Raw genomic sequence first — 13,957 nt, forward strand, 5'->3', positions numbered from 1 at the left:
AATTTACCATTTCGCAAACAAATGAACATAGTGCCTTAGTATGAGTACGACACTAACAAAGTTTAATGAACAACATATGACTTTGGTCATGGTAAAATCAATCTAAATGCCAAACCCTCAACTTTAGCAATACGCCACCTTGCAAGGTGAACAGCACACCTGTATTCAGACCATTTCTATGGTGCTACAGATATTCATTCTACATGGAAACAAAAAGGCACTGATTCACAGTGCCTTTTTTATGGGAATTAAACTTTCAACCAACGATCAAGTTTATTCTGATCTTCAATTTTCAACTCAATGGTGGTTAGTGCGTTTTCTCCACCCGAAATTTCAAACCGCAACAACTCATCACGGCGGAAAGCATAAACCGTAAACGTTCCCTGCTGTTTTGCATATTTCGCCAGAAGCTTTTCTGATGCTTTAATACCATCAATCGCAAGGATCACATCATTGGCAGACAGTCCAGCTTTTGCAGCAGCACTGTCACGGCGAACTTGCTGAATCATCACACCCTCAGCCTTATCCACGATTTTTAAACCAAATGGCAGCGCCTTGTCATTTTTAAGGCCATAACTTAAACCAAACTCAGGCAAAAGCTGATCCAGCGGCAACTCAGCTGTGGTATTGACCAAATGATTGATTTGCTCAACCCAGTTATCCCCTGTCAGTTCATGACACAACTCAAAAATGCTAAGTTCATTGACCTGAATCCCTTTTTGGGCATTTTCATATAAACGACGCATCAAGGCATCAAGGTTTGAACCACGCAAACGCAGCCCCAAGTCCAGACAAAGCGCCACCAGACTGCCTTTGTTGTAGTAACTGGTGCCTGCATTGTTTGAGTTTTCATCCTGACGATAGAACTTGATCCATGCATCAAAACTGGACTCTGAAACAGACTGGAGCAGACGTCCTGGATTCTGTAAATAGCGGTCAATCTGTGCCTTTAATAAATCCAGATAGGATTTCTGCGAAATCACCCCACTACGCAGCAAAATCAGGTCATCATAATAAGAAGTAAAACCTTCAAATATCCAGAGTAAGCTGGTGTAGCCCTCTTTGTGCAAATCATAATGGGCAAAATTTTCAGGACGTATAAATTTCACCAGCCATGAATGGAAATATTCATGGCTACATAAGCCCAGAAAACGTTGATAGTCTTTGGAAGGTTCCTGTGTTTCATGCTCTTTCGGCAAGTCATCACGTGGGGTGATCAGGCTGGTACTATTGCAATGTTCCAGACCACCATAACTATTGCCCGTTGCCATGGTCATAAAGGTATAGTTTTGAAATGGTGCTGAACCGAACAGATTAATTTCAGCCTGACAAATCTTCTCAATATCTGCCTGTAAACGATCCAAATTGGTATTGTGCTTGCCTGAAATCACAAACTCATGCGGAATGCCATTGGCTTCAAAGCTAAAACGGCTTTGTTCAGCCAGCTCAAATGGACTGTCAATCAGTTGGTCATAATTATTTGCTTTTAAGGTGAAGCGTCCCTTGACCAGACTTTTACTTGGCAGTCCCGTGGCAATCTGGAAATGCCTGAGTTCATCAGGCAGGAAAATTTCAACCTCACAAGGTGACTGTTCCTGATCTTGCAGACCTAAACAGACACAGGCAGGATTGACATACAAACGGGTTTGATCAACATACGCCCCACGCACCGATAAATCATAGGCATAGACATCATACTCAACCGTAATCAATTCATGGTCGTTATTGAACAAACGCCAGCGGTTTTTCTCGGTTTTTTTAATGCTGAGTAAACGCCCTGCTTCATCAGAAGCCTGAACCGATTCAATATGTTTTGAGAACTCACGGATCAGGTAGCTACCTGGAATCCAGGTCGGCAACCATAGCTCCTGATTGGGATTGGCAAGGAAACGCAGGGTCACATGAATAAGGTGTTGGCGATAATCGTCGAACTCAATTTGATAGTGCAACATAGCTTTAGATCGTAAAAATAAGACTCACTTCACACAGCTTAGCATTTTTTTACAAAGTCATGCGTAGATGTCTTAATTGTCTGCAAAAGTTGCTAGATTCTTCAACAAAAAAGTCATAGCATGCTTTTTTCGCATTCCATGCCACTGGATCGGCAGCACAAGGTGTTTACGTGAAATTTATCCTCTCCCTGTTTACGTTGTTTAGCTTCATCTGTACCCATCTCGCACATGCCAATTTACTGAATATCGCACCTGAATCGGTGGAAGCGCAGGCATGGTCAATTATGGATGCCCAGTCAGGCCAGGTCATTGCTGAACATAATAGCCACGTACAACGTGCCCCAGCCTCATTGACTAAAATGATGGTGGCCTACATTACCCTCAAGGAAATTGAAGCTGGAAAATTGCGTAAGGAAGAGGTGCTAACGGCTACACCTGTGGTCAGTACCGTGATGTGGGATGAATCGCAAATGTATCTGAAAGAGGGTGAGCAGATTTCGGTTGATCAGTTACTTGCTGGCTTAATCGTCATGTCTGCCAACGATGCCGCTGTCACCCTTGCCGAAAAGATTTCAGGCAGTGTGCCTGAGTTTGTTGCCCGCATGAATCGGGAAGCACAGGCCTTGGGAATGAAAGATACCCATTTCAGCAATCCTGCTGGTATCACCATGACTGACCATTATTCAACGGCGGCAGATCTAGGCTTGCTGGCAAAGGCCATCGTCAAGCAAACACCTGAATACCTACATTATTCAAAAATGCCAAGCTTTAGCTATAACCAGCGTTTTCACCATGCCACCAATTTTGCATTAAAGCTTGACCCTACGGCGGACGGTTTAAAAACAGGTTATACCAAGGCTGCTGGCTATAATCTGGCCTTGACTGCGGAACGTCCAACCTTTAATCCACACGTTGATAAACGTCGTTTGATCGTGGTTGTGTTAGGTACACCCAGTGCGGTGAAACGTGCCGAAGTTGCACATAAATTAATGGACCTGGCTTACACCTATACCCGTGATGAGGAAGTGATTCCAAAGCAAAGACTGATTGCTGAACTGCCTGTGATTAAATCGACCCTAAAAATGTTTAAGGTCGAAACCCAGCACCCAACCATTGTCACCACCTCACTATATGATCAGGCAACGCCAATTGACCTCAATAGTTATGATGTGCTGACCCAGCGCATCCATCTAGTTGATGCAAACCAGCAGGTCAGCACAGTTGAACCACTGCAAACCACCAATACCCATATCAACATTGAGTTGAATGAACAGCATTTGACTGCACCTTTAACCCAGGTCATGAATCTGGCAACCGTGTCGATCTACCAAAATAACCAGTTGATCCGTAGTTTACAGATTGAAAATGATGTGCAGATTGAGGAAGCAAGTATTTTTCAGAAAGTCATGATCTGGTTTGCAAACCTGTTTTCGTTATTTTCAACACAGGATTCTTCCAAGACTGCCAAACTCTACCCACTAAATCAAGGTTAAAAACAGACTATTTTGCTCAAGATTTACCATACAGCCTTGTATGCAAGGATGGCATAATCCAGTCATCCTTTCACAAAAATAATGAGGCTCATCATGAGCAAAACCTTACATCATATCGTAATCGTGGGTGGTGGCGCAGGTGGTTTGGAACTTGCGACACAACTGGGTGAACGTTTTGGCAGGAAAAAGAAAGCCAGAATCACACTGGTTGACCAAAATCTGACCCACATCTGGAAGCCCCTGCTCCACGAAATTGCTGCTGGCTCTCTCAATCCCCACGAAGAACAAACCAATTACTTTGCCCATGCGGAAAAGCACCATTTTGAATTTGTACTAGGCACCCTGCTGGATGTCAACAAAGATCAAAAGCAGATTACCCTTTCCCCTCCCCAGCTTTCCAAAGAACACACCCCACTGATCCAAAAGCTGGGTTACGATACTCTGGTGATTGCGGTAGGTTCTGTCTCCAACGATTTTGGCACCGAGGGGGTACGTGAATATTGTCACTTCCTTGATAGTCGTCAGCAAGCGGATATTTTCCAGCAGGACTTGTTCCATCTTTATATTGAAGCGCAAAACCATTCGGCTGAGCGTGCGCTGAACATCGGTATTGTGGGTGCGGGTGCCACAGGTGTGGAACTGGCGGCGGAACTGATCGAAACCACCAAAAACTTCTACCGTTATGGCCTAAAGAAAATTGATCCAAAGCAGGTCAAAATCACCCTGATTGAAGCATCTGACCGCATCCTGCCTGCACTGAATGAAAAAACCGCAGCGCATAGTGCCAAGCAACTCAGGAAAATGGGCATCGAGATTCTGACCGAGCATAAAGTGCAAAAGGTGGATAAATCCAATGTCTACTTTAGCAATGGTGATGTATTACATTCCGATATCACCGTATGGGCGGCAGGTGTAAAAGCACCGAAAGTTCTGGAAGCATTAACCGATTTTAAACGTGACAAGATCAACCGTCTAATGGTGTATGCAACACTGCAAACCTATTCTGATCCAAACGTGTTTGCCTTTGGTGACTGTGCCAACTGCCAACTGGATGGCCGTCAGCCACCACTTGGCCCACGCGCACAGGTTGCCAGCCAGCAAGCAACTTTTCTGGTGGATGCGATGGCGGCCCGTTTATCTGGCTCACCACAACCCATGTTCACCTTTAACGACAAGGGATCACTGGTTTCATTGAGCCGTAATCAGGCGGTGGGAGAATTGCTTGGTGATGTCAGCGTACAGGGATTTATTGCAAAAACCATGTATGTATCACTATACCGACTGCATCAGGCCAATATTCATGGCTACACCCAGGCTGGGGCGTTGACCGTGAAAGATTTCCTGACCCGCCGTGTACGTCCAAAAATTAAGCTTTATTGAGTTGAAATTTAAAATTTCACTCCCATTTATAACTAAATCGTTTCAAAAAGTGGAAAATAGTCAACAAAAGCTATTTTTCACTTTATGATATACAGTTAAAACTATTGATGACATGGATTCAAAACATGACTGCTATTGCAAATAACCACGTGGTTTCATTCCACTACACTTTAACAAACGCTGAGGGTGAAACACTTGATCAATCTCAAGGTGAACCACTTGCATATTTGCACGGTGCGGGCAACATCATTCCTGGTTTAGAAAATGCACTTACAGGTAAAACAGTAGGTGAAAAATTTACTGTAAATGTTCCAGCTGCTGAAGGTTATGGTGAATACAATCCAGACTTAGTTCAAGAAGTTCCAGCACAAATGTTCCAGGGCGTGGATAACATCCAGCCTGGTATGCAGTTTCAGGCACAAACTGATGATGGCGTTCAAATCGTAACTGTTAAGGCCATTGAAGGCGACAACGTGATCGTTGACGCAAACTTCCCACTTGCTGGTCAAGACCTGACTTTTGAAGTTGAAATCATTGAAATTCGTGATGCATCTCAAGAAGAGCTTGATCATGGCCACGTTCACGGTGCAGGTGGTCACCACCACTAATTCATTTTTAAATGAATTGATTAAGGCAAAGCTTCGGCTTTGCTTTTTTATTGCCTGATACTTTTATAAAATAGAAAAATCGCTTAACTTCAATGGGATTCTCTTCTCTTGATATTCTGTCTATGTCCCATGCCTATCAACTAATCTGGTTTCGTCAGGACCTTAGAACCCATGATCATGCTGCACTTTGGCATGCAACGCAGGCTGGTCAGTGTATTGCACTAGTGATTCTGTCACCTGAACAATGGCAACAACATGACGATGCCTCCATCAAGATCGAGTTTTATCTCCGTCAGCTACAACAATTAAAACAGCAGCTTACTACCCTTAACATCCCATTAATCATCCAGCATATTCCTCTATGGAAAGATGTAGCCAATTTTTTTACAGACCTTATCCAGCGCATAAATATCGGCAATGTCTATGCCAATATTGAACTGGGCGTAAATGAATTAAAGCGTGACCATGATGTACAGGAAGTATTAAACCAGCAGCAAAAAGAACTGCTCCTGTTTCATGACCGTACATTATTCCCGATCCGTTCCATTCGCAATCAGTCCAACCTGCCTTATCAGGTTTTTGGGGCATTCAAGAAAACCTGTTATCAGCGTTTACAACATGGATTGCCCCAGTGTTATCCATTGCCTGACGCTCAGCAACCGATTGCAGAGGATTTCTCATTTTTTAACCAAGCCAACCTGACCACTCTACAACAAGCCTATACCTCAACGCTTGAGCAAAACATGATTGATCATTGGCCTGTTGGAGAGACATACGCATTAGATTTATTAGATGAGTTTGTAGGGAAAAGGTTGAGTAACTATAAACAAGCGCGAGACTTCCCAGCACAAGTGGGCACCAGTCAACTTTCAGCCTACCTGAATATTGGCATTCTTTCCATCCGTCAATGTATTCAGGCACTGTTTAGGCAACAACATGGGGATTTTGTCATTCAGTCTGAAAGCCAGCAGGTGTGGCTGGATGAGCTGTTATGGCGCGAGTTTTATCAGCATATCCTGTTTGATTTTCCACAGGTTTCCAAACATCTTCCCTTTAAATCCTCAACACAGAATATCCCGTGGCGTGATGACCCAATTGCGCTGGAACAGTGGCAACAGGGAAACACAGGCATTCCAATTGTGGATGCGGGCATGCGTCAACTACTGGCAACAGGCTGGATGCATAATCGGGTGCGGATGATCTGCGCCATGTTTTTAAGCAAAAACCTACTTATCGACTGGCGTAAAGGTGAACAATGGTTTATGCAACATTTGGTTGATGGCGACTTGGCGGCAAACAATGGTGGCTGGCAATGGTGTGCCTCGACAGGCACTGATGCGGTTCCCTATTTTCGGGTATTCAACCCAATCAGCCAATCATTAAAATTTGATCCGAACGGCGACTACATTCGTCAATGGGTGCCTGAACTCGCTGATCTGGATGCAAAAACCATACATGAACCTTATGCCAATCCTAGGATTCAGAATCTGGACTACCCTGTACCAATTGTGGATTTAAAGACCAGCCGCACACGGGCAATTGAGACCTTTAAGACATATTTATAATCATTTAACGGCTACTGCCGAAATGGAACCCTTCCATTTCTTAACATATCAATATAGACAGAACAAACTGTATGTTACTGTTTATGCAATTAAATTCTAAAAATGAATAACATAAAACCTAACGAACCCATAATCCAATAATGTTACATTGGTCACAAAACAGATTTAATAAAATTATAAGCCCCATGCAAAAGAACCCTGCACCAGCACTCGTCTTATGGATTATTTTAGCCCAAGTATTCATGGGAATTGTTGCATACGAGTGGTTGCCAGCAACCTATCGTGGAAGCTGGATATTGTTACTGATTTTGCTGATCTCTGGTGCTTTTCTGAATATAGGAATGGCACTTATTCTGGGTTTGGTCGCGTTTGTGGGTATGGCTGTTTATTTCTCGTTTGATCTCGCCAATCAAACCTATATCGAAAGGCAATTGCTACTTTTGTTTGTTATTCCAATTGCGCCAATTTTCCTGAGTGCGATACGCCATAATATCCAGAATGCGCTGAGAACCTATCGGGCAATCCAGAGCTACGACCGCAATTACCAGCATGATATTTTACCACTTACGGCGCTCAACCATTTTCAGGTCGAACTGAGAAAACTGTTAAAGCTCACGCATAAAGACCACTATACAGTTTACACCACCCACATCAACAATGCCCTGCTGATCCGTGAGATGCTGGGTGAGGATGTCTGGAAAGAAACCCAGAACCAGATCATGGCCATTCTCTCCACCGACCACAACAACGTGATTTACCACTTTATCAATGAACAGTTGAGTGAAATCAGGAGTATTGTGATTCATGAGGCCAAACCTACGGATGATCAGTCTCCCCCACAGTTTATACAGGAATTGCAGGCCCTCAGCGTACTCAAGCTACAGATTGAACACCATAAGGAATCCCTACCTCCAACTGTGGGGGTGACTTGATGTCAGTGATTGTCAATATTTGTGGAATGCTCATCGCAACATCGAACTTTCCAGACACCACGCTGCAACAGTTTTACCAGCAGTATTATCACTGCAAGATTGAACGTAGTTATGATGAGGCCTCCACCCAAATACAGCCTTCGCAGGCGGTTGCCCAGTTATTTCCACAGCCACCCACCTGGTGGCCTGTGTTCACCGCTGACCAGTTAAACTCCGAAAGCTTCAGGTTGCTGATCGATCAGGGCATCAAGCCAGGCGTGATTCTCCCCAATGAATATTTCAGTGTATTGGACTATTTCAGGATTAAAAAAGCGGTCAATGAGGGTGCCATTCCAGTTGCCATCTACCAGATGAAACATTCTAAATATTTTGCCGCAAAAGCCACTTTCTCCACCGCCCTGGGGTTAAGGCCACTTGCGGCGATCATCCAGACAGGCTGGGATGAAAACCTGATTTCCCAGCCTGCAGGAAGTTATATTGTCCAGAATGATAAGGAGGGAGACCTTGATCTTCCCGCCCGCGCCATTCAGCACCATCAGCACTATTTTTATAGCGCCACCACCGATGCGGTACAAAGCTCAGGCTATCAGGTCATCATTAATCCTCCGACAGATATGTCAGTAAACAATATTGAATATCCACACCTTGGGATTTCCTGGCGCATAAATGGCACTGATTATCAAAGTACTCCAGAACGGGTAAAGACCAATCCCTTTGGTTATTTCCTGATTGCCATGAGTACGGTGGTGATTCCACTGGACTATATTTTTTCAGCACATTATCCAAGTTTACTCAGCACCTTTGGTAGTTCCATTTCATGGATTTCATTATTACTTGGTGGGTTCTTACTCTTCCTTTTAATCATTTCCATTATTCGTAGGAGAAGAATAAATGCCCGCGATTGACATTCTTTTCCTATTTGGTTTTTTAGGCATCTGGATTCCCCAGGCATTTTGGGCATGGCTTAGTTTTCAGGCATGGAAATACTCAAAAAATGCGGCAAAGGAACTGGAAAATATGCCTGTTCCTGATCAATGGCCTGTGTTAAGTGTCCTGATTCCCGCCTATAACGAGGGCGTGGTCATTGAAGACACCCTACATGCGATTGCCCAGCAGGACTATCCTGCACATGCCTATGAAGTGCTGCTGATTAATGATGGTTCAAAGGACAATACACTGGAAATTGCTGAACGCATGGCAGCCATTTATCCCTGCATCAAGATTGTCAATGTGCCCAAAGGTATGGGTGGCAAAGGCAAATCACGGACTTTAAACAATGGTTTGCCGCACGCAAAGGGTGAACTGATTGTGGTCTATGATGCTGACAGCACGCCAGAATCCAATTGCGTTCGGCTACTCGCCCAAACCCTGCTGGCAGATAAAAAACTGGTTGCAGTCAATGGTAAGGTCAGGACACGAAACTGGCGGGACAGCATCCTGACCCGCTTTATTGCGATTGAGTTTATTTTCTTTCAGTGGATTTTCCAGGGCGGCCGCTGGCAACGTTTTGAGCTTTCGACCCTGATGGGAACCAACTACGTCATTTGGCGTGATGCGCTGGAAACACTGGGCGGTTTTGATGAAAAATCTCTGGTGGATGACACTGAAATGAGCTTCAGGATTTTTCTGGGGCAAAAGCGGATTAAGTGGGTGCCCTATGCGGTGGGCTGGCAGCAGGACCCTCCCTCATTGAGCGTATTTATCAAGCAGCGTTCACGCTGGACTCAGGGCAATTTCTATGTCACCAGCAAGTATCTGCCGATTGCACTGAGAAAACCTTTCCCTATTGGCATCGAAATCTTTAACAACATTATGTGCTACGTCCTGTTCGTGCCCGCACTGATCTGGAGTCACATTACCTTAACCCTGGGTCTGCTAGGTATTGCGGGGATTAGCGTTGCAGGTCCATTTACCCTACTTTGGGGAATGTCGTTCTGCCTATATGTGGCGCAAATGTGGTTCACGCTTTCACTGGAACGGGCCAAACCCCAGTTGTATTTCTTCTCGGTTTTATCCTATGTCACCTATTCCCAAATCTTCCTGTTTATTGTTTTTAAAGCGGCGTACGACATGCTGAAAAATAAGATTCAAGGCAACTCCCTGCAATGGTACAAAACCGAACGTAGCAAAGAGAGAAAATAAATGAAGAAAAATACCTTACGCCACCATATCCTCAGTATTCTTTTGGCAAGCACCACCCTCTCTTTGCCAGTGTTGAGCTCTGCGGATACATGGAACACCTGGACCTTTGACAACATCAACACATCCAATAAATATACGATAGAGCCCCATTTCTTCTATGTCGGTAAAGGTTCGGAGTGGCAAAGCATCCGCTTTAGCAGTGAATACTCAACTGAGCACTTCACCACCTTGCTGGTCAAGTATGATGACAAGCTGATCTATAACACCACCCTGAATGGTGCGGGCGAGTTAAGTTTTAACATCCCAGCCAGCGAAAGTGGCTTTCACCGTCTGGACTTTATTTTACAGCAGTATTCACCACCGACTTCACCTGCTGCTGACCGCACAACATTCTGTAGTGAAGATGTTGATCAGGTGACTTACTTAACCAATTCAAAAATGGATTATCTACGCCATCGACCTGTCTATAAGTTAAAAGACCTGCCCGATGCATTATTTAATCCACAGATTGTACGCCCAACGCCTTTTGTGGGTGTGCTCAAGTTCAACTCAGCCAATATGGCTGAGGCCACCATGCTGGGTCGTTTGATCAACGCATGGACACCTGTAACACCAATTCGATGGTATGAACAGAGTGAGCCTGCGGATCAGGCAGCCAACTTCTTTATTGAAATCAGCCGTTCCGCTACACCACTACCAAACGGCACCTTGGTGGAAATCAGCGCACAAAATGAAATTCCAACCCTGCGCATTCAATATGACCAGCCTGAAAAGCTCGCTTCTGCCATTAATGGCCTGCTCAATCCTGAGTATCTAAAACAGCTCGACACATCGGCCACATTTCTTCCTAATAAACTGGCTGCACCGAACTGGGCAAAACTGAAACAGATCAAAACCCTTGCAGACTTAGGTATTGAGGATTTCAGGCTCAATCAGGCGGACAAGAACCTGTTTCTAAACTTCCCAGCGGTTTGGCAGCCCACTGATATTTTACAGGGCCAGATTGCCTTGCGGGTTCAAAGTGGCTTACTGGAGGGTTCCAATATCACCACCTGGATTGATGGTGGTCTTGCAGGCAGCCTGAAAACGGCGGAGCTGGAATCAGACCCAGTCAACCGACAGTTTAACTACTTTGCCAAAACCATTTCTGACAATACCACCTTTAGCATGAAGCTGGAAAACTCTGTGATTGTCAACTCCCAGTGTTTGCCTACTGCCAAAGGTTCGTTATGGATTGACACCAAGAAATCGACGGTGAAACTGCCGCATAAAATCAAGAATGGGGTGGCCTCCCTGTCCATGAGCTTTGCCACTCATCCGACCATTGCAATTGACGGCAATCCAGGCAGTCTGGAAATGGCGATCGCCATCAGTCAGGCTGCGAAAAAAATGCTGATGACCAATGACCCTGTTCCATTGAATCTGGTTAAATTTGACAGTTCCAAACCAGAAGTCCTGAATATTCGGGTAAATCCGAATATCTACCGTCAACAGATTCTCATGCATCCCGACATTATCTATGCACCTGCGGCTGCACGTGGTTTTCTGGTCAATGTCCACAACCAGCGTTTCGATGTGATTACCGATTCGGTTGAGGGCGCGCAGAACTTCACCAGACTTTGGGATAAGGTTCAACCGAATATTCCGAATAATGTCAGTAAAATTTTAGTGGCGGAAAATGGGCAGATCTTTGCGCTGCAAAAAATTATTATTGGCAACCAAAAAGCGCCTCTGGTACAGCAATCTTCTTTCTTTATACTGATCGTTATAATCTCTGCTATCATGATTGTGGCAATTTTGCTTTGGTACTGGCGCAAACGACCTCATGATCAGAAGAAGGCGGATTAGAACAACACTTATAATATTATCAGCCTTGTTGTTTTTGGGAGGTTGCATGCACCTGATGCAGTCAGAAGTGCAGCCTCCCCAGATTGAAGGTATTTTCTGGCAACCTGATTTAGCCAGCACCCCACCCTCAGGCAATTGGCACCTGCTGGGTGTTTCAACTTTTATCCCGCAATGGTCAGTGGTGCAGTCAAAGGCATGGTTTGACCATGACACAGGTTTTAGCAAATGGAAAAGAAACATCAACCTGAAACAGCTCAGTCAAAACGCATGGGCACAACATATTATTCTCGGTTTGGCGGGTGAATATAATGAAAGAACAGCCCGTGCTGAGGTGTTACGTCTCGGCAAGGAATCTCAATCGATTATCAGCAAGACCCAGCCCGTTCCCCTAAAAGGTTACTACTTTCCTGTTGAGGCCGACCCCACATGGTTAGGTGTACATCGACTTGCCCAGACAATTGAAAGCCTGCCTAAACCAATGTGGATCAGTATTTATAGTGGAGAGACAACTCCTGAACATATAGATATGTGGCTTAAAAGCTGGCTACCCAAAGATACAGGTGTGTTTTTTCAGGATGGGGTTGGCGTGGGTACACGCTCACCGCAACAGGCACGGAAAATACTAAATCAACTCCAGCAGGAATTTGGCAAAGACCACATCATTATTGTGCTGGAAGCGTTTCGTCCCACCTCAAAAGGAACATTTCGCTCCGCTTACCCGTGGGAAATCATTCAGCAACTCAAAGCTTATGAGGGCCAAAAAGTTTATATTTTTGATGGCCCTCACTATATGAACCGTTTTAACGTTTATAGTGTTGCATTGTGGTATCGCCTGCATTACGGCTCACCGCACTGAATAGATAAAGGCGAACACAGTTCGCCCCTAGGCCTTATATTTAATTTTCCTATGAGGATTGTGCAATCACATCCAGAATCCGTTGTGATGCCTGACCATCACCAAATGGATTTTCCACATTTGCCATCGCAGCATAATGAGCCTGATCTGAAAGCAGCTTTTCCGATTCTGCAATAATCTTGGCCTGATCTGTGCCCACCAAAATGCCCGCTCCCACTTGCACCACCTCTGGTCGCTCAGTGGTGTCACGTAAGATCAACACAGGTTTATGGAATGATGGACTTTCTTCCTGCAAACCACCAGAGTCTGTCAGGATAAACTCGGCACGGTCAATCACAGCCAGCAAACTTGGATAATCAAGTGGTTTCACCAGATGCACCTGAGCGTGATCGGCAAATTGAGCATGCACAACATCGTGCACTGCTGGATTTAAATGCACAGGCCAAACAAAATGAACATCTGGATATTTTTTCGCCAAATGTTCCACCGCATTACAGATATTCTGGATACCCTCGCCAAAATTCTCCCGACGATGCGCCGTAATCAACACCACCCGCGCATTGGCTGGAAAAACTAAACCATGCTGTTGCAGATAATTGTGCTGTGTCGCTTGCTGTTGAATCAGTTCCCGCCCTAAATAGACGGCATCAACAACGGTATTACCTGTTACGGTAATGGCATCATCAGCGATATGTTCCTCCAGCAAGTTCTGTCTGGATTGTGCAGTGGGCGCAAAATGCCATCGGGTAATTCTGGAAACCAGTTGACGATTTCCCTCCTCAGGGAATGGGTGGTCCAGATCAAAAGAACGCAGACCCGCCTCGACATGCGCCACAGGAATTTTCATGGAGAATGCCACCAGCCCAGCGGCAAGCACGGTGGTGGTATCCCCCTGAATGATGATTGCATCACGCTGCTGACCATCAGTAAAGATATTTTCCAGTTGGCCTAACCCTTGAATGAGTAACTGATTTAGGCTCTGTCCAGCATTCATCATTTTTAAACGTTGATCAATTTTGATATTAAAGAACTCAATTGCGTCACGCACCAGTTCATCGTGTTGCCCTGTAAAAATCACTTCAACATTAAAACGGTCATCCTGTTGCGCCAATAGAATCACTGGAGCAAGTTTGATCAGTTCTGGACGTGTACCAAACACAATCGAAATCAGTTTTTTCATG

General features: G+C 44.8%; 11 protein-coding genes. 9 read left to right on the forward strand and 2 right to left on the reverse strand.

All coding sequences use genetic code 11. The annotated features are described in order from the left end of the window. Positions 1-248: 248 nt before the first annotated feature. Complete coding sequence (locus QLH32_RS06070; RefSeq protein WP_283268657.1) at positions 249-1,952, reverse strand: M61 family metallopeptidase; 1,704 nt, start codon at positions 1,950-1,952, stop codon at positions 249-251. Between the two features lie 170 nt (positions 1,953-2,122). Between QLH32_RS06070 and QLH32_RS06075 the strand changes: the two genes are divergently transcribed. The 9 genes from QLH32_RS06075 (at position 2,123) to QLH32_RS06115 (ending at position 12,776) form a co-directional block, all read left to right on the forward strand. Further along, complete coding sequence (locus QLH32_RS06075) at positions 2,123-3,445, forward strand: D-alanyl-D-alanine carboxypeptidase PBP6B (RefSeq protein ID WP_283268658.1); 1,323 nt, start codon at positions 2,123-2,125, stop codon at positions 3,443-3,445. A 93-nt stretch (positions 3,446-3,538) separates the two neighbouring features. Continuing rightward, positions 3,539-4,825, forward strand: a complete 1,287-nt coding sequence (locus tag QLH32_RS06080) for an NAD(P)/FAD-dependent oxidoreductase (protein ID WP_283268660.1) — start codon at positions 3,539-3,541, stop codon at positions 4,823-4,825. 125 nt (positions 4,826-4,950) lie between these two features. Next, entirely contained in the window at positions 4,951-5,433 is a 483-nt protein-coding gene (locus QLH32_RS06085) for an FKBP-type peptidyl-prolyl cis-trans isomerase (RefSeq protein ID WP_267981014.1), read from the forward strand. Between the two features lie 122 nt (positions 5,434-5,555). Further along, complete coding sequence (locus QLH32_RS06090) at positions 5,556-6,998, forward strand: cryptochrome/photolyase family protein (protein ID WP_283268662.1); 1,443 nt, start codon at positions 5,556-5,558, stop codon at positions 6,996-6,998. A 185-nt stretch (positions 6,999-7,183) separates the two neighbouring features. Beyond that, the gene (locus QLH32_RS06095; protein WP_283268664.1) at positions 7,184-7,930 is read left to right on the forward strand and encodes a hypothetical protein; all 747 of its coding nucleotides are present in this window, start codon (positions 7,184-7,186) and stop codon (positions 7,928-7,930) included. Continuing rightward, positions 7,930-8,835, forward strand: coding sequence for a hypothetical protein (locus QLH32_RS06100; RefSeq protein WP_283268665.1), 906 nt, complete (start codon positions 7,930-7,932; stop codon positions 8,833-8,835). Before QLH32_RS06095 ends, QLH32_RS06100 begins: the two co-directional genes overlap by 1 nt. Beyond that, positions 8,822-10,072 (forward strand): glycosyltransferase family 2 protein, encoded by a 1,251-nt coding sequence (locus QLH32_RS06105; protein ID WP_267981017.1) that lies wholly within the window; start codon positions 8,822-8,824, stop codon positions 10,070-10,072. Before QLH32_RS06100 ends, QLH32_RS06105 begins: the two co-directional genes overlap by 14 nt. Next, positions 10,073-11,920: a hypothetical protein gene (locus QLH32_RS06110; protein ID WP_283268666.1), complete on the forward strand. Its 1,848-nt coding sequence runs from the start codon at positions 10,073-10,075 to the stop codon at positions 11,918-11,920. It abuts the gene before it with no gap. Next, the gene (locus tag QLH32_RS06115; protein ID WP_283268667.1) at positions 11,898-12,776 is read left to right on the forward strand and encodes an alpha-amylase family protein; all 879 of its coding nucleotides are present in this window, start codon (positions 11,898-11,900) and stop codon (positions 12,774-12,776) included. Before QLH32_RS06110 ends, QLH32_RS06115 begins: the two co-directional genes overlap by 23 nt. A 49-nt stretch (positions 12,777-12,825) precedes the next feature. Here the strand turns inward: QLH32_RS06115 and wecB are convergent, their stop codons facing one another. Continuing rightward, positions 12,826-13,956: a non-hydrolyzing UDP-N-acetylglucosamine 2-epimerase gene (gene wecB, locus QLH32_RS06120; protein WP_283268669.1), complete on the reverse strand. Its 1,131-nt coding sequence runs from the start codon at positions 13,954-13,956 to the stop codon at positions 12,826-12,828. Between the last annotated feature and the right edge of the window lies 1 nt (position 13,957).

This window comes from Acinetobacter corruptisaponis (assembly GCF_030053775.1).
Lineage (GTDB): Bacteria > Pseudomonadota > Gammaproteobacteria > Pseudomonadales > Moraxellaceae > Acinetobacter > Acinetobacter corruptisaponis.

What these genes read in the sequence shown, in the direction of transcription:
- QLH32_RS06070 (WP_283268657.1), bottom strand. Translation starts at nt 1,952, where the DNA reads ATGTTGCACTATCAAATTGAGTTCGACGATTATCGCCAACACCTTATT.
- QLH32_RS06080 (WP_283268660.1), top strand. Translation starts at nt 3,539, where the DNA reads ATGAGCAAAACCTTACATCATATCGTAATCGTGGGTGGTGGCGCAGGT.
- QLH32_RS06085 (WP_267981014.1), top strand. Translation starts at nt 4,951, where the DNA reads ATGACTGCTATTGCAAATAACCACGTGGTTTCATTCCACTACACTTTA.
- QLH32_RS06090 (WP_283268662.1), top strand. Translation starts at nt 5,556, where the DNA reads ATGTCCCATGCCTATCAACTAATCTGGTTTCGTCAGGACCTTAGAACC.
- QLH32_RS06095 (WP_283268664.1), top strand. Translation starts at nt 7,184, where the DNA reads ATGCAAAAGAACCCTGCACCAGCACTCGTCTTATGGATTATTTTAGCC.
- QLH32_RS06100 (WP_283268665.1), top strand. Translation starts at nt 7,930, where the DNA reads ATGTCAGTGATTGTCAATATTTGTGGAATGCTCATCGCAACATCGAAC.
- QLH32_RS06105 (WP_267981017.1), top strand. Translation starts at nt 8,822, where the DNA reads ATGCCCGCGATTGACATTCTTTTCCTATTTGGTTTTTTAGGCATCTGG.
- QLH32_RS06110 (WP_283268666.1), top strand. Translation starts at nt 10,073, where the DNA reads ATGAAGAAAAATACCTTACGCCACCATATCCTCAGTATTCTTTTGGCA.
- QLH32_RS06115 (WP_283268667.1), top strand. Translation starts at nt 11,898, where the DNA reads ATGATCAGAAGAAGGCGGATTAGAACAACACTTATAATATTATCAGCC.
- wecB (WP_283268669.1), bottom strand. Translation starts at nt 13,956, where the DNA reads ATGAAAAAACTGATTTCGATTGTGTTTGGTACACGTCCAGAACTGATC.